We start from the raw sequence: 20,901 nt of genomic DNA, 5'->3' as shown, positions 1-20,901 counted from the left end.
GGTTCTAGATCGCGGTCGCCCGCGCGCGCTCGATATAGAGGCTGCGCAGCCGCTTCGCCACCGGCCCGACCTTTCCATCGCCAACCGGTTTGCCGTCGACCGCCACGACCGGCAGCACGAGAGAGCCCGCGCCCGTGATGAAGGCTTCGGAGGCCGCCAGGGCCTCGGCCGGCGTGAACGGACGCTCGTCCACCTTCAGCCCCTGATCGCGGATCAGGTCCAACAGGGTGTGACGGGTGACGCCGCGCAGGATGTTGGCGTTGGTGTCCCGCGTCCGCAGGGTCCCGTCGCGATCCACAATCCAGGCGTTGGACGACGCGCCTTCGGTGACGAAGCCCAGCTCATCGACGAACCAGGCCTCGGCCGCCCCCTTCTCCCGCGCCGCCTGCTTGGCCAGCGCGTTGGGCAGAAGGCCGACCGTCTTGATGTCGCACCGCCCCCAGCGGTTCTCCTGGGTGGTGATCACCGAGACGCCCTTGGCGGCCTTGGCCTCGGTCGCCGCGCGGTCCACGCCCTTAACGGTGATGACCACGCTGGGCGGGGTCGGATCGGTGGGGAACGCGTGGTCGCGGGGCGCGACGCCACGGCTGACCTGCAGATAGACCAGGCCCTCCTTCACGCGATTGCGGCGCACCGCCTCGCGCAGCACCACGGTCAGGGCCGCCCGCGACATGGGCATGTCGATCCGCAGTTCCGACAGGCTGCGTTCCAGCCGCGCGAAATGCCCCTCCGGATCGGCCAGCTTGCCGTCGAACAGCGCCCAGACCTCGTAGACCGCATCGGCCAACTGGTAGCCCCGGTCCTCAATATGGACCACGGCGTCGCCATGACGCTCGAAGGCTCCGTTCACATAGGCGATGCGGCCCATCAGGCGTCCTCTTCTTCCAGGGGGCGGGCTCCGGAGAGCCCCAGGGATTTCAGCTTCCGGTGCAGGGCCGAGCGCTCCATGCCGATGAAGGCGGCGGTGCGCGAGATGTTGCCGGAGAAGCGCAGCATCTGAGCGTTCAGGTATTCCCGCTCGAACACCTCGCGGGCCTCGCGCAGCGGGAGGGAGATGATCCGTTCGGCTCCCATGCTGGAGTTGCTGTCCGACTGAACCGAGTCGCTGGGCAGCATGTCGGCGGTGATCGGCTCGGACGGGTCGCCCGAGGCCAGGATCAGCATCCGCTCGATATTGTTCCGCAGCTGGCTGAGATTGCCCGGCCAGGAGCGCACCTGCAGGGTCGCCAGGGCGTCATCGGCCAGCCGCCGCTTGGCCATGCCGGTGGCCTCGCAGATCCGCTGGATGAAGTAGTCCACCAGCTCCGGGATATCCTCACGGCGCTCGGACAGCCCCGGCACCGACACCGGCACGACGTTCAGGCGATGGAACAGGTCCTCGCGGAACCGGCCCACCGCGATCTCCTCGCGCAGGTCGCGGCAGGTAGAGGACACCACCCGCACGTCCACCTGGACATCCGCCGCCCCGCCGACCCGGCGGAACCGCTGCTCCACCAGCACCCGCAGGATACGGCTCTGGGTCTCGCGCGGCATGTCGGCCACTTCGTCGAGATAGAGGGTGCCGCCATGGGCGCGTTCGAACACGCCGATCTTGGCAGGCCGGCCGCCCTCGGCCTCCTCGCCGAACAGCTCGCTGTCCACCCGCTCCGGCGTCATGCCGGCGGCGCTGATCACCACGAACTCGTTACGGGCCCGAGGGCTCGCCCCGTGGATCAGCCGAGCCACGGTCTCCTTGCCTGCGCCCGGCGGGCCCGAGATCATCACCCGGCTGTTGGCGCCGGCCAGCTTGCCGATCAGGCCGCGGAGCTGCTGGGTCGCCATCGACTTGCCGATCAGGCCATCGGGCGTGATCGTCTGGGCGCGCAGCCGCCGGTTCTCCCGCTTCAGGTTGGCGGCCTCCAGGGCGCGCTCCACCACCAGCAGCAGCCGGTCCGACTTGAACGGCTTTTCGAGGAACTCATAGGCGCCGCGCTTGATGGCGCTGACCGCCGTCTCGATGTTGCCGTGCCCGGAAATCATGATCACCGGCAGGTCGCCATCCAGTGTCTTGACGAGGTCGAGCAGTTCCAGCCCGTCCATCCCGCCGCCCTGCATCCAGATATCGAGGACGATCAGGGCGGGCTTGCGGGCGGTGATCGCCGCCAGCGCGCTTTCGGAGTCATTGGCCGTGCGGACGGCGTAACCCTCATCCGTCAGGATGCCGGCCACCAACTCGCGGATGTCGGCTTCATCATCGACCACCAGTACATCAGCCGCCATCAGTCCACCTCCACGCTGGTCTCGACCGCCTCCGACGCCGATCCGGTCCGGATCACCGCCATGGAGGGGAGTTGCAGGATCGCCCGGGCCCCTCGCCCGCGCGTCGCGTCCGTCAGAATCAGTTCGCCGCCATGGTCTTCGAGGATGCGCTTGACGATGGCCAGACCGAGGCCTGTGCCCTTCTCGCGCGTCGTCACATAGGGCTCGGTCAGCCGGTCCCGATCCTTGTCAGGCAGGCCGACGCCGTTGTCCTCCACGATCACCGCCGCGCCCTCGGCGTCCACCATCAGCTCCGCGACAATGCGGCCGCGGGGCTCGGGATCACCGGCGACCCGCGCGGCGACGGCCTCGGAGGCGTTCTTCAGGACGTTGGTCAGGGCCTGGGCGATCATCCGACCGTCAGCCAGCACCGTCACCTCGGGCAGCGGCTCGACCAGTTCCACATCGATGTCCGGGGTCGCCACCCGCTGGGCGAAAACCCCGGCGCGCAGAAGCTCGGCGGCGTCGTGGCGGGCGAACTTCGGCGCCGGCATCCGGGCGAAGGAGGAGAACTCGTCGACCATTCGGCCTATATCGCCGACCTGGCGCACGATGGTGTCCGTGCAGCGGTCGAAGGTCTCCAGGTCCTCCGCCGGCACGCCTTTGCGGAACTTGCGTTGCAGGCGCTCGGCAGACAGCTGGATCGGCGTCAGCGGGTTCTTGATCTCGTGGGCGATCCGCCGCGCCACGTCGCGCCAGGCGGCGTTCCGCTGGGCCGAGACCAGTCGGGTGATGTCGTCAAAGGTGAGCACCAGGCCGTCCGACGTGCGGCTCGCCCGCACCCTCAGGCGGTGGGTGATGTCGCGGGCGCGCGCCACATCGACCTCCTCCTCGGCCAGGCCGGCGATCCGGGCGTTCTCGGCCACGGCGGAGAATTCCGGCGCCACCTCGTCCAGGCTGCGGCCATGACCGTGGTCTCCAGGCAGATCCAGCAGGGTCACCGCCTGGCGGTTGGCGGCCGAGATCCGCCCCTCGCCGTCGGTGGCGATGACGCCCGCGGACACCTCTGACAGCACGGTCTCGATGAACTGGCTGCGCTGCTTGGCTTCGTTGGAGGCCGAATGCAGCGCCGCCTGCTGACGCTCAAGATCTCCCGTCATGCTGTTGAAAGCCCGAGACAAGACGGCGATCTCTTCAGGATCCTGATCAGTGTCGACCCGTGCGGTCAGGTCACCAGCCGCCACCCGGCCCGCTGCGTGCACCAGGCGCGCCACAGGCCCGGAAATGCCGTTGGCGGCCGCCATGCCCAGCCACACCGCCCCGACCAGCACCAGCAGCGCCGTCTCGCCGTAGGACAGGGCGAACACGGTCTGGATCCGCGCCCGGCTCTGGGCCGCTTCGCGATAGGACACGACCGAGGTCTCGGCGTCGCGCAGCTGGCTGATCATCCCCTTGGCCAGGGGCCGCATCACATAGAGATAGGCGTCAGGAAAGGCCCGCAGACGGTACAGGGCCCGCACCATGTCGTTGGGATCAAATGAGGCGGAGATGGTGTCGCCTTCATCCGCCGCCTTGAACCGCGAGGGCGGCGGGATGACGAAGGGCGGCGCGTCATCGGCCTCGGCGCGGGCCAGGATGCGCCCGTCGCGGTCGACCACGTAGGCGGCCTGGAAGGCATGGTAGGACGCCTGCTGGGCCAGGAAGTGGCTGAAGGTGACGGGGCTGGCCTCAAGGCCGGGCGCCGCGCGATTGAGGTCCGCCGACATCAGGGCCACGTGGTCGCTGATGTAGCGCTGCTGATCCTCAAGGTAAGAGCGCGAGATGGTGGCCGAGTTCTCCACCACGGTCTGCACCCGGCTGGAGAACCAGTTGTCCACGCCGCGATTGACCAGCACCCCGTAGAACAGGGCCACGACCACGGCCGGCGCCACCGCGGCCAGGGCGAACAGGGTGACAAACCGCAGGTGCAGCCGGGCGCCGGCGTCGCTGGACTGCGCATCCAGCAGGGCCAGCAGCCGCAGACCCACAATGCCGGCCAGACCCAGGATCAGGACCAGGTTGAAGCCCAGGATCACAAGGATATTGCGGCTGGCCGGCGCCAGGGGACCGGTCTCCGGCGGCGACGCCGCCAGGAGCACCGCCACACCGGTCAGAACGGCCGCGAGGGCGTAGCCCCCGCCGAGCAGATACCGGGACTGCAGTAGCCGACCCACGCGCTCGGCGCGTGGCGAGTTCGGCTCTACATCGTGACCCAGGACCGCCATGACTTGCGACCCTAGGCGGAACTGTGCCCCAAACTCAACAGGTATGTTGCTGCAAAGCTTCTGTCCCTAGCGGCGGCCGCGGTTCATCTCCACGCCCAGGTCCTGGATCTTCTTGCGCAAGGTGTTGCGGTTGAGGCCGAGGATCTCCGCCGCCCGCACCTGATTGCCGCGCGTCGCCGCCAGGGTCAGCTGGATCAGCGGACGCTCCACCTCTTCCAACACCCGGTCGTACAGGCCGATAGGCGGAATGCCGTCCGGCTGCTCGGCGAAGTAGCCGCCTAGGTGCCGCTCGACGAGGGTCGCCAGGGTGACCGGGCCCTCCTGTCCAGGGGTCACAGGCTGTTGGTCAGCGAGCTCACGCTCGACGATGCGGGCGCTGATCAGCTCCTCGCCATAGAGGGCGCAGATCCGACGGACCAGGTTCTCCAGCTCGCGCACATTGCCCGGCCAGGCGTGCAGCTTCAGCCGCTCCAGAGCGCCGGCGTCGATCGTCTTGGCCGGTAGGCCCTCGCGGTTGGCGCGCAGCAGGAAGGCGCGCGCCAGGTCCGGAATGTCTTCCACGCGGTCCCGCAGCGGCGGGATGCGTAGGGGCGCGACGTTGAGGCGGAAGAACAGGTCCTCCCGGAACAGCCCCTGCTGGATCAAGGCGCGCAGGTCGCGGTTGGTGGCCGCGATGATCCGCACATTCGGCCTGCGGCCGGTCTTGGGATTGAGGGTGGTCTCCGAGCCGTCGATGACCCGCAGCAGCCGGGTCTGGGCGTCCAGCGGCATGTCGCCGATCTCGTCCAGGAACAGGGTGCCGCCGTCGGCCTCGACCAGCTTGCCCAGGTCGCCGTCATCGCGCCCGAACAGCTCGGCCTCGACCCGCTCGCGCGGCACGGCGGCCAGGTTGATGACGACGAACCTGCCATCCTTGCGCCGCCCCATATCGTGCAGGGCGCGGGCCACCAGCTCCTTGCCCGTCCCGGACTCGCCCAGGATCAGCACCGTCAGGTCCGCCCCGACCAGGCGGGCGATGGTGCGATAGACATCCTGCATCGGCCCGGACCGGCCGATCAACGGCAAGCGCTCATCGCGGACCGCGCGCGCCTGGGCCTTGGAGGCCTCGGAGTCCGCCGGCCGCGACAGGGCGCGGCGGGCGACCGAGGTCATGTCGTCCAGATCGAAGGGCTTGGAGACATAGTCGAACGCCCCGCCCTCCGTCGCGCTCACCGCGGTCAGCAGGGTGTTCTGGGCGCTCATCACGATGACCGGCAGCTTCGGCCGTTCCTTGCGGATGCGCGGCAGGACGTCGAACAGGTTCTCGTCCGGCATCATCACGTCGGTGACGACGAGGTCCCCCTCCCCGTCCGACACCCACTTCAGCAGGGTGGTGGCGTTGCCGGTGGCGCGCACTTGGTAGCCCAGCCGGGTGAAGGCCTGGCTCAGCACCAGCCGGATCGAGCTGTCGTCGTCCGCGATCAGGATCTTCTTGTTGGCGTTGGCCACGGCGTTCATGCCGAGAACTCCTCTTCGGATGCGATGGGCAACAGCACGCGGAAGGTGGTGCGGCCCGGCTCGGAGTCGAAATCGATCAGGCCGCCATGGTTGGCGACCAGCTTGGACACCAGGGCGAGGCCCAGGCCGGCCCCATTGGCCTTGGTGGTGACGAAGGGCTGGAACAGGCTCTCGCGCAGATGGGTCGGCACGCCGGGGCCGTTGTCGGTGACCCGCACCTCCAGCGGCGCGCCCCGCAGTTCCTGGCCCTTGGCGGCCCGCACGCGGACGCCATGACGGTAGGCGGTGCGGATGGTGATCTCGCCGCGACCGTCGCCCCTGGAATGGGCCGCCTCGGCGGCGTTCTTCACCAGGTTCAGGAAGATCTGGATCAGCTGGTCCTCGTCGCCGAGGGTCGGCGGCAGCGAGGGGTCGTAGTGCTCCTTCAAGCCCAGACCATCGGCGACGCCGTTGGCGGCCAGGGCCCGCACCCGGTCCAGCACCTGGTGGATATTGACGGGCTTGCAGTCCGGCAGGGCGTCGTCGGAGAAGGCCTCCATCCGGTCCACGAGCCGGCGAACCCGGTCGGTCTCGTCGACGATCAGCTGGGCCAGGGGCGTATCCTCGGCCTTGGCCCCGGACTTCAGCAGCTGCGCCGCGCCGCGGATGCCCGCCAGCGGGTTCTTGATCTCGTGGGCCAGCATGCGACCGAGGCCGACGATGGTGCGCAGGCCGGCCGCTTCCGGCCCGCCGCCCCGCTCCACCCCAAAGGCGCCGCCCCGCACATGCAGGGTGAGCAGCACCGAACCATCGCCCAGGGGGGCCGCCGCGCCGTCCGCCTCAAAGCTCGGATGGCCGAACAGGGAGATCTCCACCCCGCGCTCGCGGACCGCCGCATCTTCTTCCAGCGCCCGATTGAGCAGGGACACCAGGGCCGAGCCCGGCGGCAGGGCCGCCTGGAACCGCCCGCGGGTCAGGAGCCCGAGCCCCTGGCCGAACAGACGCTCGGCCGCCTCGTTCACCGCCACCAAGGCCCCGTCTCGGCTCACCACCAGGGCCGGTTCAGGCGAAAGCTCGAAGGCCGCCGCCTTCAGCGCCTCCATGTTGATGCCGCTGCTTGCGGTCTGGGTTCGCCCCGTCATGCCGCCAAACTCCTGTCTGGATCGCGCCACAACGCGATCAGGCCTTGCTCGACCCGGGCCGGCTCCTCCTCGCGGCAAAGCGCCTGCCGGGCGCTCCGCCTGGCCTCGGCCTGCGTGGGCCAAGGCGCGTTATCAACGTAGGACGCCAGGTGCTTGCGGAAGATCCGCAAACCCAGGCGGTCGCCATAGAACTTCAGACTGTCGCGGAAGTGATCGAGGGCGATCGCCAGCCGCGTGTCCGCGTCGGGCTCGCCGAAAGCGCGACCGGCAAGACCGGCCTCCACCTGGGTTGCGACCCAGGGGCGGCCATAGACCCCGCGCCCGATCATCACCCCGTCGGCGCCGGACTGGGCCAGGGCCTCTCGCGCCGTGGCGCCGTCGACAATGTCGCCATTGACGATCACGGGGACGGACACCTCGTCCTTCACCGCGCGCACCGCAGACCAGTTGGCGGCGCCCTTGTAGAACTGGCAGCGGGTCCGGCCGTGGACCGTGATGGCCCGCGCGCCCCGCGCAACGGCGCGGCTGGCGATCTCCGGGGCGTTCTTCGAGGCGTCGTCCCAGCCCAGACGCATCTTGACGGTGACGGGCACATCCACCGCATCCACTGCGGACGCCACCAGGGCCTCGGCGAGGTCAGGCTCGCGCATCAGGGCCGAGCCCGACAGCGCACCGCCGGTCACTTCCTTGGCAGGGCATCCGAAGTTGAGGTCGATGATCTGAGCCCCGGCCTCGGCGGCCAGGCGCGCACCCTGGGCCATGAGTTCGGGGTCGCGGCCGACAAGCTGGACCACCATCAGGGGCAGGCCCTCGCCTACGGCCGCGCGGCGAACGACGTCAGGCCGGCCGCGCGCGAACTCCGCGCAGGCCACCATCTCCGTCGCCACATAGGACGCGCCGAGCCGGCTGGCCGCCCGCCGGAAAGGTAGGTCCGACACGCCGGTCATGGGCGCGATCCACGCCCGCCCCGGCACTTCGACACCCCCGACTTCGAGCAATGTGCTCATTTTATAGTCATCCCCATCGCCCCCTTTTTAGGCAACTTGTGCGGCGCCGTAAAGCCCAGTTTCGCATCATCGGCCAAGGGTGTGCTGGACAAGCCGCGGCGCCGCCCTAAACAGACCGCCCATGGACTTCTCCGTCGTGATCGTCGCCGCCGGGGCCAGCACCCGGGCCGGGCCGGGGGCGCCGAAACCCTGGCGCGCATTGGGCGGCCGCCCCATCCTCAGATGGTCGGTCGAGGCCTTCGTCGCCGCCGGGGCTCGCGAAGTCGTCGTGGTCACCGCCGCTGACCGGCTCAGCGAAGCCGACGAGGTGCTCGCGGGCCTGCCCCGCTGGCGCGCGGTGGCGGGCGGCGCCCAGCGCGCGGATTCCGTACAGGCCGGGCTCAAGGCCCTGGCAGGTCCTCTCGACGAGCCCGTCCTTGTCCATGATGCGGCCCGGCCGCTGGTCACGCCCGCGCATGTCGCGGCCGTGCTGGCGGCGCTGAGCGGCACGGACGGGGCCATTCTCGCCCTCCCCGTGGCCGACACCCTGAAGCGGGGCGCGGCCATGATCGAAGCCACCGTGCCCCGCGACGGCCTGTGGCGCGCCCAGACGCCCCAGGCCTTTCGACGCCAAGCCCTGCTGGACGCCTACGCCCGCTGGCCCGGCGATGCGGAGCCGACCGACGACGCGGCGATCATGGAACGCGCCGGCGGCCGCGTGGCCCTGGTCCCCGGCGATCCCCTGCTGATGAAGCTCACCTATCCGGAGGACTTCGCCATGGCTGAGCGCCTGGCGGGCGCGGCCCGCGTCACCTGCATCGGCCAAGGGGTCGATGCGCACCGCTGGGGTCCGGGCGACGCCGTCTGGCTCTGCGGGGTCCGGATCGACCATGACCAGACCCTGATCGGCCACTCCGACGCCGACGCCGGCCTGCACGCCCTGACCGACGCCATCCTCGGCGCCATTGGCGACGGCGACATCGGCGAGCACTTCCCGCCCACCGATCCCCAGTGGAAGGGCGCGTCCTCGGACCGTTTCCTGACCCACGCCGTTGACCGGGTCGCCGCGGCCGGCGGTCGGCTGCTCAATGTCGATGTCACGCTCGTCTGCGAGCGCCCCCGCATCCGCCCGCATCGCGACGCCATGCGACAGCGCCTGGCCGACCTGCTTGGCCTGCCCCTCGCCCGCGTCAGCGTGAAGGCCACGACGACCGAGGGCATGGGCTTCACTGGCCGTCAGGAGGGTCTGCTGGCCCAGGCCATCGCCACGGTCGAACTGCCCGCCTGATCGTTTCTCGGTCCCGGCTCTTGTGCGGAGCCGCCGGCCGGTGCTCACCTCTGCCCCCACCTCGCTTCGGAATCGCCCATGTTCAATCTCGAGATCGAAACCCTGGCCCGGCTGCTGATCGATGAAGCGCGCCAGCGCAACCTGCGCATCGTCACTGCGGAAAGCTGCACCGGCGGCCTGGTGGCGGGCGCGATCTGCGCGATCCCGGGAGCCTCGGACGTCTTCGAGCGCGGCTTCATCACCTACAACAACCGCGCCAAGCAGGAGCTGCTGGGGGTGCCGGGCGAACTGATCGCCGATCTCGGGGCGGTGTCAGAACCCGTGGCCCGCATGATGGCCGAAGGCGCCCTGGAAAACTCCAACGCCCACCTTGCGGTCGCCATCACCGGCGTCGCTGGCCCGGGCGGCGGCACGCGGATGAAGCCGGTCGGCACCGTGCATATCGCCACCGCGCGCACGAACCACGGCCTGATGCACAGCCAGGAGTTCTTCCAGTACGAGACCCGCTCGGAGATCCAGCTCGCCGCGGTCCAGGCCGCCCTGCAGCAGATGCGCGACCGTCTGGTTCCCTAGCCGTAGAGCTGCTTCGCCCGGTCGTCGAAGCAGGCCATCAGCTTGCTGACTGCGCTCTCGAAGTTCCGCGCCAGCAGAGCTTCGAGCAGCCGGGTCTTGAACGCGAAGTCGATATCGAACTCCACCCGAACCCCGGCCGGGTCCTCGTGGAACTCCCAGCGATTGCGCAGGGTGTTGAAGGGACCAGACAACAGGTTCACGTCGATGGTGCGCGCCTGCGGATCCCGACGGACCCGGGTCGCGAACTTCTCACGCAGGAACGAGAACCCCACCCGGGCCTCAGCGTCCACCCAGCTGACGCCCTCAGCGTCCACCCGGGCGTTCCAGGTGCGCATGGCGGTCAGCCACGGCACGAACTGCGGATAGTACTCCACATCGCCGACCAGGGCGTACAGCTGGTCCGGCGCATAGGGCAGCACGCGGGTCAGATGGTGACGCAAGGCCCTAGAGCGCCGCGTCCTTGGCCCGGCTGTCCTGGGCCAATCGTGCAGCCTTCAGCCGCGCGAAATCCTCGCCGGCATGATGCGACGAGCGGGTCAGCGGGCTGGCCGAGACCATCAGGAAGCCCTTCGCCCGGGCGATCTCCTCATAGGCCTTGAACTCGTCGGGGGTGACGAACCGGTCGATCGCGGCATGCTTGCGGGTGGGCTGCAGGTACTGGCCGATGGTCAGGAAATCCACGCCGGCCGAGCGCATGTCGTCCATCACCTGCATGACCTCTTCCTTGGTCTCGCCCAGACCGACCATCAGGCCGGACTTGGTGAACTGGTTGGGGTCCCGCTCCTTCACCCGCTCCAGCAAGCGCAGGGAATGGTAGTAGCGCGCGCCGGGCCGGATCGAGAGATAGAGCCGCGGCACGGTCTCCAGGTTGTGATTGAAGACGTCGGGCTTGGCGTCGATGATCAGCTCGGCGGCCGAGACCGGCTTGCGCAGGAAGTCCGGCGTCAGGATCTCAACGGTGGTCGCAGGAGCCGCCGCCCGGATCGCCCGGACGACTTCGGCGAAGTGCGCCGCGCCGCCGTCGGCCAGGTCGTCGCGGTCTACCGAGGTGATGACCACGTGCTTCAGCCCCATCTTGGCCACGGCGTCGGCGACGCGCGCCGGCTCGGTGGGATCAAGGGCGTCCGGCTTGCCGGTGGTGACATTGCAGAAGGCGCAGGCGCGGGTGCAGACCTCGCCCATGATCATCATGGTGGCGTGGTTCTGGGTCCAGCACTCGCCGATGTTGGGACAGGCCGCCTCCTCGCAGACCGTGGTCAGGCCATGCGCCTTCACGATTTCCCGCGTCGCGCTGTAGCCCGGCGAGCCTGGGGCGCGCACGCGCAGCCACTCGGGTTTGCGCAGGATGGGCGTGTCGGGCCGGGACTGCTTTTCGGGATGGCGCGGTCGCGCGCCGGTGCGGGTGTCGATCACCGTAGCCATGCCGCCTAGATCGTCCCTCGGGGGCTTTCGATCAAGCCGCGATTGAGTGCGGTTGCGCAAACTGCGGCAAACAGGCTCAAACAGGGGCGATGGTTCGCACCCTGCTCGCCGCCCTGCTCCTGCTGACGCTCGCGGCCTGCGGCCAGGGCGAGCTTGCGGGCCCGTTCGCGGACAGCCGCACGCCGCCGGTGCTGGGGCCGCGCTTCTTCAAGCCGGAAGGCTGGGCCTGGGGCTATGTCCAGGCCGGCAAGCGCCCAGTCCAGCGCTATGGCGTCGTCACCACCTGGCGCGGGCCCCGCGCCACGGTCGTGGTCCTGCCGGGCTACGGCGAAAGCGCCGAGGTCTGGTATGAGACCGCCGCCGCCCTGACGCGCCGCGGCTATTCGGTTTGGGTGCTGGATCGCGCCGGCCAGGGGGGCTCCGGTCGCTACACCCTGCCCCGCGACCTCGGCTATGTGCCGAGCTTTGATGACGATGTCGCCACCCTGAAGGGCCTGGTGCGCGTCGTGATCCGTCGGCCGCCCGGCCATCCGCTGATCCTGCTTGGGCACGGCGACGGCGCCGTCGTCGCGGCCCGCGCCGTGGAAAGCGGGCTTCAGGTGGAGGGCCTGGTCCTGTCCTCGCCGGATCTCGCCGCGACGCCGGTGAGCGTTGAGAAAGCCAAGGGCTGGGTTGGCAAGATCATGCTGGTCGACCGTCTGCCCGGCCCCGGCTGGCGGCCCTGGAGCCGCAGCGGGCCCGACGCGCGCCAGGCCGGCCAGACCCACGACGTCTGGCGCGGCGGGGTGGGCAAGGCCTGGCAACTGGCCAATCCCGATTTGCGGATGTCCGGCCCCAGCCTGGGATGGCGGGCGGCGCACCAGACCGCAGCCAAGGCGGCGCAGGCTGATGCGGCCCGCATCCAGGCGCCCGTCCTGATGACGACGCCCGGCCCGACCGCGCCGGAGGCCGCGCGCCTGTGCAAGGCGATCCGCGCCTGCACCGGGTTCGAAGTCCCCGGCGCCCGCCCGGCCCTTCATCTGGAATCCGACACCTGGCGGACGCCCTGGTTCGAGGCCGTCACCGGATTTATCGCCACCCGCGCCCAGGAAGCCCGCGAGGTCAAACTCCCCGGCGAGCCGCGCGGCCCGGCTGACAACAGCGATGTCGGCGAACCCAGGACGGGCGCCTGACCCGGCGGCCGTCGGACTCACGGAATGTAACAAGTCTTTTCAAGGCCAGGGGGCGCGGCTACCCTGCTCCTCCAACAAAATACCGGCGAAACAGTCGGGGAGGTTTTCGCCCTTGTCGCGTCAATATGATCCGCGTGAAAACGAGAAGACGGTCTTTCAGGCCCTGCTCGACGCCCGCGCCAAGTACGGCGCCAAGAAGCCGATCCTCGAGGATCAGGACCGCAACCCCCTAAGCTATACCGATCTGGTCCGGGCCGCGTTTGCGCTCGGCCGCAAGATCGCGGCCTTCACAAAGCGAGGCGAACGGGTGGGCGTCATGCTGCCCGCCAGTTCCGGCGCGGTGGTGACCTTTTTCGCCCTGCACGCCTTCGGCCGGGTGCCGACCATGCTGAACTTCACGGCCGGGATCCGGAACCTGAAGGGCGCCTGCGAACTGGCCGGGGTGAAGCACGTGCTCACCGCCAACAAGTTCATCGAGCAGGGCCAGCTGCACGACCTGGTCGACGCCCTCGAGAGCATCTCCAAGGTCGTCTATCTCGAAGACGTCCGGGAAAAGGTCGGCCTCGCCGACAAGGTGTTCGCGGCCACCGCCGCCGCCATGCCCGCCCCGTTCGTCACCGCGACCAAGCCCAGCGATCCCGGGGTGATTCTCTTCACCTCCGGCAGCTTCGGCGTGCCCAAGGGCGTGGTGCTGACCCAGGAAAACCTGGTCGCCAACGTCAACCAGATCGCCGCCCACATCGACCTCGATCCCGACTGGGTGATGTTCAACCCGCTGCCGACCTTCCACTGCTTCGGTCTGACCGGCGGCGTGCTGCTGCCGATCCTGACCGGCATGAAGGCGTTCGAGTATCCCTCGCCGCTGCACGTGAAGATGATCCCGCCGCTGCTGAAGGACGCCAAGGCCTCCATCCTGCTGGCCACCGACACCTTCGTGAACCAGTACGCCCGCGTGGCCGAGAAGGACGAGATGTCCGGCCTGAAGTTCATTGTCTGCGGCGCTGAAAAGGTTCGGGAAGAGACCCACACCCTGATCAATGACAAGTTCGGCGGCGTGCCTGTTCTGGAAGGCTATGGCGCCACCGAGGCCGCGCCGGTGATCGCGGTCAACAAGCCCACCGACAACCGTCGCGGCACCGTCGGCGGCCTGCTGCCCGGCATGGAAACGCGCCTGGACTCGGTGGAAGGCATTCCCGATGGCGGCCGCCTCTATGTGCGCGGGCCGAACGTCATGGCCGGCTATCTCAATCCGGACGGCTCGGTAGAGGCCCCGACAGACGGCTGGCATGACACCGGCGATGTCGTCGACGTCACCAAGGATCACTGGATCAAGATCCTCGGCCGGGTGAAGCGCTTCGCCAAGGTCGGCGGCGAGATGGTGTCCCTCACCGCCGCTGAGGACCTGGCCTCGGCCGTCTGGCCCGACAACCGCCATGCGGTGATCGCCATGCCGGACCCCAAGAAGGGCGAGCGCCTGATCCTGGTCACCGACCGTATCGACGCGGACGCCAGCCCGCTGGTCGCCTACGCCCAATCGATCGGCGCGCCGGAACTGGCCGTACCGCGCAAGATTATCAAGGTGGCCGAGATCCCGGTGCTGGGCACCGGCAAGACTGACTATGTCGCCATCCAGCGCACGGTCGAGGCCGACAGCCGCCGCGCCGCCTGATCAGGCGGGCGGCGACGCCGTCTCCCGGATCAGGCCTGGAAGAAAGGCCATCGGCCAGACTACCAAGGCGAGGTTGGGCAGAAACCACGACGGATTGAATTCCCCCAGCAGGGTCCAGTACCCGATCGCCATGCCGCCGGCGGCCACTGTGAACGCCAAGGAGATCAGGGCCAAGGGCCGCCAAATGGGGCTTCCTCGCCGGGCCGCCCGGACCGCGAGCAGGCCAGAGACCGAAAAGGCCAGGTCCAGTGGCAGAAAAGACCAGTTCCAGGCGATGACACGAGGCTGGTCATAGCCCGCATACATTGCGTCGGGGGAAACATGGACCACTCCGGCCAGGGCCAGCAGGGATGTGCTCCAATAGGCCAGGAACAACAAGTCCGTGACCGCAAGACTGATCGCGAGGGCGCGCCTCATCGTCCGGCCGCCAGCAGACGGCCCAGGAGCGCCTCAAGCCTGGCCATCGCGTGGTCCGCAGACCTCCCGCCCTGCCCCCGCAAAATGAGGTCAAGGCCCAACCCATCGACGGCCGCCACCAGGAGATCGACGGTCTCGTCGGGCGCATCAGACAGGGGCGTCACCAACTGCAGGAGCCGGTCGCGCCATATTCGGTAGCGCGTTCGGTTGTCTTCAGCGAGGATCGGATCGCTTGTTGAGGCGGCCCAGAAGGCCAGCCATACCAGCCACTCCCTGCGACGCAGCGCGTCCAGCGGCAGCGCCTCGTGCAACACCGTGCGCAACCTGGACATGGGGTCCGGGACTTGCATCGCCGCAGCCTCCATGCGGGCCTGGGCGGCGTCATGCGCCTGCCGCAACACCGCGGCCAGCAGGACATCTCGGCTGCCGAAATAATGGGTCACCGCTCCAGTAGTGCAGCCGGCGGCGGCAGCCACCCGCCGAAGACTGGCGCCCTCCAATCCCTCGGCCGCGATCAGATCAGCGGCGACCTCAACAAAGGCGTCACGGCGCGCAGCCGCGTCAACGATCCTGGGCACTCGAACCTCCGCGTAACGCTCGTTATATAACGACCGTTACGCAAAGACTCAATGTGCCCGAAACTAGACGTGAAGCACCAGGCCGAACGCATCCAGCGAGGCCTCGTGCATGGCCTCACTCATGGTCGGGTGCGGGAAGACGGTAGCGTGCAGCTCGGCTTCCGTGGCCTCCAGGGTGATCGCCACGGTGAAGCCCTGGATCATCTCCGTGACCTCGGTGCCGATCATGTGGGCCCCGATCAGGGCGCCGGTCTTGGCGTCGAACACCGTCTTGACGAAACCCTCGGTCTCCCCCGCCGCAATGGCCTTGCCGTTCACCCGGAACGGGAAGCGGCCGACCTTGACCGCGATCCCCTTCTCCTTGGCCGCGGCCTCGGTCAGGCCCACTGACGCGATCTGCGGCGTGGAATAGGTGCAGCCCGGGATCGGGGAGTTCAGATTGGACGACGGCACGCCGGCGATGTGCTCGATGCAGTGCACGCCCTCGTGGCTCGCCTTGTGCGCCAGCCAGGGCGGCCCCGCCACGTCGCCGATGGCGTAGAGACCGGGCACGCCGGTGGCGCAATGGCTGTCGGTCACGACGTGGGTACGGTCGATCTTCACACCCAGGGCTTCGAGCCCCAGGTTCTCGACATTGCCGACGATGCCGACCGCGACGATCGCCACCTCGGCGTCCAGGCTCTCGGCCTTGCCGGCGACCTCGATCTCGACGGAGACGCCAGCCTTGAGCTTGGACAGCTTCTTGACGCTCGCGCCCGCCCGGAACGTCAGACCGCGCTTCTCATAGGCCTTCTGGGCGGCCTTGGAGACCTCTTCGTCCTCCACCGGCAGGATGCGCGGCAGGGCCTCGATGACCGTCACGTCGGCGCCGAGCGCCCGGTAGAAGCTGGCGAACTCGATGCCGATGGCGCCGGAGCCGATGACAATCAGCGACTTCGGGCAGGTCTTGGGGGTCAGGGCCTCGCGGTAGGTCCAGACTCGCTCGCCGTCCGGCTCCAGGCCGATGGCGGGGATGGTGCGGGCGCGCGCGCCGGTCGCCAGGATCACGTGCTTGGCCTGCACCGTGCGCGTTCCGCCGGCCTTGAGGGCCACCACGACCTTGGGCGCAGGCGAACCCTTCTCCAGCTTGGCCGTACCTTCGATAACCTCGATCTTGTGCTTCTTCATCAGGAAGCCGACGCCGGAATTGAGCTGGGCCGCGACCTTGCGCGACCGCTGCACCACACCGGCGAAGTCGAAGCTCGCCTTCTCGACCTTCAGGCCATACTCGCCCAGGTGGCCGAGCTGCTCATAGACCTCGCCGGACTTCAGCAGCGCCTTGGTCGGGATGCAGCCCCAGTTCAGGCAGATCCCGCCAAGGTTCTCGCGCTCAACGATGGCGACCTTCATGCCGAGCTGGCTGGCGCGGATTGCGGTCACATAGCCGCCGGGGCCCGAGCCGATGATGATGACGTCGAAATCCATCTTCGGCTCCTCAGGCGATCATCGTGATGGGGTCTTCGATCAGCGTCTTGAACGCCTGCAGCCAGCGGGCCCCCACCGCGCCGTCCACGACCCGGTGGTCGCAGGTGAGCGTGACGGTCATCACCGTGGCCACGGCCAGCTGGCCGTTCTTCACGACCGGGCGCTGCTCGCCCGCGCCCACCGACAGGATACAGCCCTGAGGCTCGTTGATGATCGAGGCGAAGGCCTTGATGCCGAACATGCCGAGGTTCGAGATCGAGAAGGTCCCGCCCTGGAACTCATCGGGCTTCAGCTTGCGGCTGCGGGCCCGCTCGGCCAGGTCCTTGGCCTCCAGCGCGATCTGGGCCAGGCCCTTGGTCTCCGCCGCGCGGATGATCGGGGTGATCAGCCCGCCCTCGATGGCCACCGCCATCGCGATATCCGCATGGTGGTGCATGGCGATGCCTTCCGGCGAATAGGAGGCGTTGGCCTCCGGCACCTGCTTCAGGGCGATGGCGGCGGCCTTGATCACCAGGTCGTTGACGCTGACCTTCACGCCCCGCTTCTCCAGCATGGCGTTGATCTTGGTCCGGCCCGCCAGCAGGGCGTCGATCTCCAGGTCGATGGTCAGGGGGAAGTGCGGGACGTCGCGGAAGCTGTCGCTCATCCGCCGGGCGACCGTCTTCTTCATGCCGTCCAGCGGGATCAGGTCGTAGGTCCCGTCCGGAATGCCCATCTGGGCCAGGGACTGGACCGGACGGCTGACCGGCGCGGGCGCAGCGCCCTTGGCGGCCGGGGCCGAAGCCGGACGCGCGGCGCCAGGCTGGGCGGCGTCCACGTCACGCTTGATGATCCGGCCATGCGGGCCGGAGCCCTGGATGGTCGACAGGTCGAGGTTCTTCTGCGCCGCGATCCGGCGCGCCAGGGGCGAGGCGAACACACGGTCGCCGGACTTCGCCACCGGGGCGGCCGGCGCCGCGACGGGCGCTGGCGCCTCGACCTTGGCCGGCGCAGGCTGTTCCGCCTTGGCCGGGGCGGCGGCAAGCGCGGGGGCCGGACTTGCAGCTTCCCCCTCCCCGCTCAGCCGCGCGATCGGCGTATTGACCTTCACGCCCTCCGTGCCCTCCGGCACCAGGACCAGCTCGACGACGCCCTCGTCGACGGCCTCCACCTCCATGGTGGCCTTGTCCGTCTCGATCTCGGCGATAACGTCGCCGGAGCGGACCTTGTCGCCGGGCTTCACGTGCCACTTCGCAAGCGTGCCCTCCTCCATGGTGGGCGACAGGGCGGGCATCAGAACATCAATGGGCATCTCGGCGCCTCACGCGCGGGGGATGGTTTGGGCTGGAAGCCGGCTCACGACGGCTCCAGGGACAGGTGGGCCAGTTGGTCGGCGTTAGCCTCCCAGTTCTGGCCGTCGAAGGCGGTCAGGTCGAGCTTCACCGCCTCGTCCAGGCAGCGGGCGTTGACCGACCAGCCATCCGGGTTCGACCGGGGACGATAGAAACTCTTGATCCCGCACTCGGCGCAGAACAGGTGCTTCGCCACCCGGGTGTTGAAAGTGTACTCGACCAGTCGCTCCGCGCCCTTGGTCAGGCGGAAGCGGCTCTCCGGCACGATCAGGTGGATGAAGCCGGTCTTGGCGCACATGGAGCAGTTGCAGGTCTGCGCAGGCGCGACCTCCGGCAAGGCCACCTCGAACCGGACACCGCCGCAATGGCAGCCTCCGGCATGCCAGGTGAAGCCGTCCTCGCTCACTTGTAGGCCACGGCCTTGGCCGCCTTCACGATCTTGTCGACCGACGGCAGGGACAGGGCCTCGAGATTGGCCGCGTAGGGCAGCGGCACGTCTTCCTGGCAGACCCGCGCGGGCGGGGCGTCCAGATAGTCGAAGGCGTGCTCGAGCACCCGCGCGATGACCTCGGCGCCGACGCCCATCGGACCCCAGCCTTCCTCGACCGTCACCAGACGGTTGGTCTTCTTCACGCTCTCGACGATGGTCTCGTGGTCAAGCGGACGCAGGGTGCGCAGGTCGATGACCTCCGCCTCGATCCCGGCGCCGGCCAACTCCTCGGCCGCCTGGAGAGCCAAACCCACCATCCGCGAGTGGGCGGTGATGGTGACGTCGGTCCCCTCACGGCGGACGCGGGCCTTACCGATTGGCACGACCCAGTCGATCCCTTCCGGAATCTCGAACTCCTGGCCGTACATCATCTCGTGCTCGAGGAAGACGACCGGGTTCGGATCGCGGATCGCAGCCTTCAACAGGCCCTTGGCGTCGGCGGCGTCATAGGGCGCGACGACCTTCAGACCCGGCACCTGGGCGTACCAGGCCGAATAGTCCTGGCTGTGTTGGGCGCCGACACGGGCCGCGGCGCCGTTCGGCCCGCGGAACACGATGGAGGCCTTGATCTGGCCGCCCGACATGTAGAGCGTCTTGGCCGCCGAATTGATGATGTGGTCGATGGCCTGCATCGCGAAGTTCCAGGTCATGAACTCCACGATGGGCTTCAGGCCGGCCATGGCCGCGCCGACGCCCAGGCCCGCGAACCCGTGCTCGGTGATCGGGGTGTCGATCACCCGGCGGTCGCCAAACTCCTGCAGCAGGTCGCGGCTGACCTTGTAGGCGCCCTGGTACTGGGCGACTTCCTCGCCCATCAGGAACACCGCGTCGTCGCGACGCATCTCCTCGGCCATGGCGTCGCGCAGGGCGTCGCGGATGGTGATCTTGACCATCTTGGCGTCGGCCGGAAGTTCCGGATCGCGCAGCTCAGTCTTGGCCGGGACTGGCGTCGCCGCCTCGCCCTCGGGCTGCGGCTGGGCGGCTTCGGGCGGCTGCTTCCCAGGCTCGCCGGAAGAGGTGGGCGGAGGCGGCGGCGAGGCCGTAGCGCTGCCGCCGGACAGGCGGGCGATGGGCGTATTGACCTTCACCTCCTCGGTCCCTTCCTGAACCAGGATTTCCTCGATCACGCCCTCATCGACGGCTTCGACCTCCATGGTCGCCTTGTCGGTCTCGATCTCGGCGATCACGTCGCCGCTGCGCACAGTGTCGCCCTTCTTCACGTGCCATTTGGCCAGGGTGCCCTCTTCCATGGTGGGCGACAGGGCGGGCATCAGGACGTCGGTCACTGGGCGGCCTCCAGATAGACGTCGGTGTAGAGTTCGGACGGTTCGGGCTCCGGGGAGGTGCGGGCGAACTCGGCGGCGTCGGCGACAATGCGCTTCACCTCGGCGTCGATGGCCTTCAGCGCGGCCTCGTCGGCCCAGCCGTTCTTCTCCAGCAGCTCCTGCAGGTGGTCGATGGGGTCACGGGTCTTGCGGACCTCGTCGACCTCCTCCCGCGTCCGGTACTTCGCCGGGTCGCTCATGGAGTGGCCACGATAGCGGTAGGTCTTCATTTCCAGGATGTAGGGGCCCTGGCCGGAGCGCGCATGCTCGGCGGCGCGGGCCGCAGCGTCGCGGACGGCCAGCACGTCCATGCCGTCAACCTCTTCGCCGGGGATCCTGAAGGACTGGCCGCGCTTGTAGAGGTGGGTCTCCGACGAGGCGCGCTCGATGGAGGTGCCCATGGCGTACTGGTTGTTCTCGATCACATAGACGATCGGCAGCGACCAGAGCTCGGCCATGTTGAAGCTCTCATAGACTTGGCCCTGGTTGGCCGCGCCGTCGCCGAAATAGGCGAAGGCGACCTTGCCGTTAGCCCGGTACTTGTTGGCCAGCGCCAGGCCGGTGCCGAGGCTGACCTGGGCGCCCACGATCCCGTGGCCGCCGTAGAAGTCCGCCGCCGTCGAGAACATGTGCATCGACCCGCCCTTGCCCTTGGACGAACCGCCGGCCCGGCCGGTCAGCTCGGCCATGACTTCCTTGGGGTCCATGCCGCAGGCCAGCATGTGGCCGTGGTCGCGATAGCCGGTGATCACCTGGTCGCCCGGCGTCTTGATGGCCTGGACGCCGACGGCGATGGCCTCTTGGCCGATATAGAGGTGACAGAAGCCGCCAATCAGGCCCATGCCGTACAGCTGGCCGGCGCGCTCCTCGAAGCGGCGGATCATCAGCATATCGCGATAGAAGGAAAGCAGGGTGTCCTTGTCCATGCCGCCTTCTACCCCACCATTGACACCGGTGTCATTCTTCTTCCGCTTCACAGCCGAGCCGGATTGCCCACGCGCCATGCGTTTCTCCGTGGAATGCGCCACCGCGGTCTCGTCTCCGCGTCAAAACCAAGGTTCTCCCC

Annotated in this window: 19 protein-coding genes; 4 read left to right on the top strand and 15 right to left on the bottom strand. The window is 68.7% G+C overall.

Annotated elements, in window-relative coordinates; all coding sequences use genetic code 11:
- Positions 1–4 precede the first annotated feature (4 nt).
- The 6 genes from ACFQ27_RS01750 to dusB all read right to left on the bottom strand — a co-directional run bounded on the left by ACFQ27_RS01750 (position 5) and on the right by dusB (position 8,127).
- A complete protein-coding gene (locus ACFQ27_RS01750) occupies positions 5–868 on the bottom strand; it encodes a D-amino-acid transaminase (protein ID WP_377352153.1) in 864 nt (287 codons plus the stop codon).
- On the bottom strand, positions 868–2,259 hold the full coding sequence (gene ntrX / locus ACFQ27_RS01745; RefSeq protein ID WP_374346672.1) for a nitrogen assimilation response regulator NtrX: 1,392 nt from the start codon (positions 2,257–2,259) through the stop codon (positions 868–870). Before ntrX ends, ACFQ27_RS01750 begins: the two co-directional genes overlap by 1 nt.
- Positions 2,259–4,502: a sensor histidine kinase NtrY-like gene (locus tag ACFQ27_RS01740; protein WP_374346673.1), complete on the bottom strand. Its 2,244-nt coding sequence runs from the start codon at positions 4,500–4,502 to the stop codon at positions 2,259–2,261. Before ACFQ27_RS01740 ends, ntrX begins: the two co-directional genes overlap by 1 nt.
- Positions 4,503–4,568: 66 nt before the next feature.
- Positions 4,569–5,999 (bottom strand): sigma 54-interacting transcriptional regulator, encoded by a 1,431-nt coding sequence (locus tag ACFQ27_RS01735; RefSeq protein WP_374346674.1) that lies wholly within the window; start codon positions 5,997–5,999, stop codon positions 4,569–4,571.
- A complete protein-coding gene (locus tag ACFQ27_RS01730; protein WP_374346675.1) occupies positions 5,996–7,120 on the bottom strand; it encodes a two-component system sensor histidine kinase NtrB in 1,125 nt (374 codons plus the stop codon). Before ACFQ27_RS01730 ends, ACFQ27_RS01735 begins: the two co-directional genes overlap by 4 nt.
- Positions 7,117–8,127, bottom strand: coding sequence for a tRNA dihydrouridine synthase DusB (gene dusB, locus ACFQ27_RS01725; RefSeq protein ID WP_377352150.1), 1,011 nt, complete (start codon positions 8,125–8,127; stop codon positions 7,117–7,119). Before dusB ends, ACFQ27_RS01730 begins: the two co-directional genes overlap by 4 nt.
- A 121-nt stretch (positions 8,128–8,248) precedes the next feature.
- Between dusB and ACFQ27_RS01720 the strand changes: the two genes are divergently transcribed.
- Positions 8,249–9,394 carry a bifunctional 2-C-methyl-D-erythritol 4-phosphate cytidylyltransferase/2-C-methyl-D-erythritol 2,4-cyclodiphosphate synthase gene (locus tag ACFQ27_RS01720; RefSeq protein ID WP_377352148.1) on the top strand — a complete coding sequence of 382 codons (1,146 nt, stop codon included), beginning with the start codon at positions 8,249–8,251 and terminating at the stop codon, positions 9,392–9,394.
- Positions 9,395–9,472: 78 nt separating this feature from the next.
- Entirely contained in the window at positions 9,473–9,967 is a 495-nt protein-coding gene (locus ACFQ27_RS01715) for a CinA family protein (RefSeq protein ID WP_374346678.1), read from the top strand.
- On the opposite strand, the gene ACFQ27_RS01710 is transcribed toward ACFQ27_RS01715, so the two are convergent.
- On the bottom strand, positions 9,964–10,407 hold the full coding sequence (locus ACFQ27_RS01710) for a type II toxin-antitoxin system RatA family toxin (RefSeq protein WP_377352146.1): 444 nt from the start codon (positions 10,405–10,407) through the stop codon (positions 9,964–9,966). The genes ACFQ27_RS01715 and ACFQ27_RS01710 overlap by 4 nt on opposite strands.
- A 4-nt stretch (positions 10,408–10,411) precedes the next feature.
- The gene (gene lipA / locus ACFQ27_RS01705) at positions 10,412–11,389 is read right to left on the bottom strand and encodes a lipoyl synthase (protein ID WP_374346680.1); all 978 of its coding nucleotides are present in this window, start codon (positions 11,387–11,389) and stop codon (positions 10,412–10,414) included.
- An 89-nt stretch (positions 11,390–11,478) separates the two neighbouring features.
- On the opposite strand from lipA, the gene ACFQ27_RS01700 reads away from it, so the two are divergent.
- Positions 11,479–12,561, top strand: a complete 1,083-nt coding sequence (locus ACFQ27_RS01700) for an alpha/beta hydrolase (protein ID WP_377352145.1) — start codon at positions 11,479–11,481, stop codon at positions 12,559–12,561.
- Between the two features lie 112 nt (positions 12,562–12,673).
- The gene (locus tag ACFQ27_RS01695) at positions 12,674–14,230 is read left to right on the top strand and encodes an AMP-binding protein (RefSeq protein ID WP_377352144.1); all 1,557 of its coding nucleotides are present in this window, start codon (positions 12,674–12,676) and stop codon (positions 14,228–14,230) included.
- On the opposite strand, the gene ACFQ27_RS01690 is transcribed toward ACFQ27_RS01695, so the two are convergent.
- The 7 genes from ACFQ27_RS01690 to pdhA all read right to left on the bottom strand — a co-directional run bounded on the left by ACFQ27_RS01690 (position 14,231) and on the right by pdhA (position 20,839).
- On the bottom strand, positions 14,231–14,647 hold the full coding sequence (locus ACFQ27_RS01690; RefSeq protein WP_374346683.1) for a DUF5360 family protein: 417 nt from the start codon (positions 14,645–14,647) through the stop codon (positions 14,231–14,233).
- A complete protein-coding gene (locus tag ACFQ27_RS01685) occupies positions 14,644–15,225 on the bottom strand; it encodes a TetR/AcrR family transcriptional regulator (protein ID WP_377352143.1) in 582 nt (193 codons plus the stop codon). Before ACFQ27_RS01685 ends, ACFQ27_RS01690 begins: the two co-directional genes overlap by 4 nt.
- Positions 15,226–15,288: 63 nt before the next feature.
- Entirely contained in the window at positions 15,289–16,689 is a 1,401-nt protein-coding gene (gene lpdA, locus ACFQ27_RS01680; protein WP_377352142.1) for a dihydrolipoyl dehydrogenase, read from the bottom strand.
- Between the two features lie 10 nt (positions 16,690–16,699).
- Complete coding sequence (locus ACFQ27_RS01675) at positions 16,700–17,980, bottom strand: pyruvate dehydrogenase complex dihydrolipoamide acetyltransferase (protein WP_377352141.1); 1,281 nt, start codon at positions 17,978–17,980, stop codon at positions 16,700–16,702.
- Positions 17,981–18,024: 44 nt separating this feature from the next.
- A complete protein-coding gene (locus ACFQ27_RS01670) occupies positions 18,025–18,426 on the bottom strand; it encodes a GFA family protein (protein ID WP_374346687.1) in 402 nt (133 codons plus the stop codon).
- A complete protein-coding gene (locus ACFQ27_RS01665) occupies positions 18,423–19,796 on the bottom strand; it encodes a pyruvate dehydrogenase complex E1 component subunit beta (protein WP_377352140.1) in 1,374 nt (457 codons plus the stop codon). Before ACFQ27_RS01665 ends, ACFQ27_RS01670 begins: the two co-directional genes overlap by 4 nt.
- Positions 19,793–20,839 carry a pyruvate dehydrogenase (acetyl-transferring) E1 component subunit alpha gene (gene pdhA, locus ACFQ27_RS01660; RefSeq protein ID WP_377352139.1) on the bottom strand — a complete coding sequence of 349 codons (1,047 nt, stop codon included), beginning with the start codon at positions 20,837–20,839 and terminating at the stop codon, positions 19,793–19,795. Before pdhA ends, ACFQ27_RS01665 begins: the two co-directional genes overlap by 4 nt.
- Between the last annotated feature and the right edge of the window lie 62 nt (positions 20,840–20,901).

Source organism: Phenylobacterium conjunctum, from assembly GCF_042679085.1.
GTDB classification, from domain to species: domain Bacteria; phylum Pseudomonadota; class Alphaproteobacteria; order Caulobacterales; family Caulobacteraceae; genus Phenylobacterium; species Phenylobacterium conjunctum.
Note: the sequence above shows the minus strand (reverse complement) of the source record. Positions and strands in the feature narration are given on the sequence as shown.

Coding starts and splice junctions, on each gene's coding strand:
- ACFQ27_RS01675 (WP_377352141.1), bottom strand. CDS start 17,980: ATGCCCATTGATGTTCTGATGCCCGCCCTGTCGCCCACCATGGAGGAG.
- lpdA (WP_377352142.1), bottom strand. CDS start 16,689: ATGGATTTCGACGTCATCATCATCGGCTCGGGCCCCGGCGGCTATGTG.
- pdhA (WP_377352139.1), bottom strand. CDS start 20,839: ATGGCGCGTGGGCAATCCGGCTCGGCTGTGAAGCGGAAGAAGAATGAC.
- ACFQ27_RS01735 (WP_374346674.1), bottom strand. CDS start 5,999: ATGAACGCCGTGGCCAACGCCAACAAGAAGATCCTGATCGCGGACGAC.
- lipA (WP_374346680.1), bottom strand. CDS start 11,389: ATGGCTACGGTGATCGACACCCGCACCGGCGCGCGACCGCGCCATCCC.
- dusB (WP_377352150.1), bottom strand. CDS start 8,127: ATGAGCACATTGCTCGAAGTCGGGGGTGTCGAAGTGCCGGGGCGGGCG.
- ACFQ27_RS01750 (WP_377352153.1), bottom strand. CDS start 868: ATGGGCCGCATCGCCTATGTGAACGGAGCCTTCGAGCGTCATGGCGAC.
- ACFQ27_RS01740 (WP_374346673.1), bottom strand. CDS start 4,502: ATGGCGGTCCTGGGTCACGATGTAGAGCCGAACTCGCCACGCGCCGAG.
- ACFQ27_RS01720 (WP_377352148.1), top strand. CDS start 8,249: ATGGACTTCTCCGTCGTGATCGTCGCCGCCGGGGCCAGCACCCGGGCC.
- ntrX (WP_374346672.1), bottom strand. CDS start 2,259: ATGGCGGCTGATGTACTGGTGGTCGATGATGAAGCCGACATCCGCGAG.
- ACFQ27_RS01690 (WP_374346683.1), bottom strand. CDS start 14,647: ATGAGGCGCGCCCTCGCGATCAGTCTTGCGGTCACGGACTTGTTGTTC.
- ACFQ27_RS01730 (WP_374346675.1), bottom strand. CDS start 7,120: ATGACGGGGCGAACCCAGACCGCAAGCAGCGGCATCAACATGGAGGCG.
- ACFQ27_RS01715 (WP_374346678.1), top strand. CDS start 9,473: ATGTTCAATCTCGAGATCGAAACCCTGGCCCGGCTGCTGATCGATGAA.
- ACFQ27_RS01700 (WP_377352145.1), top strand. CDS start 11,479: ATGGTTCGCACCCTGCTCGCCGCCCTGCTCCTGCTGACGCTCGCGGCC.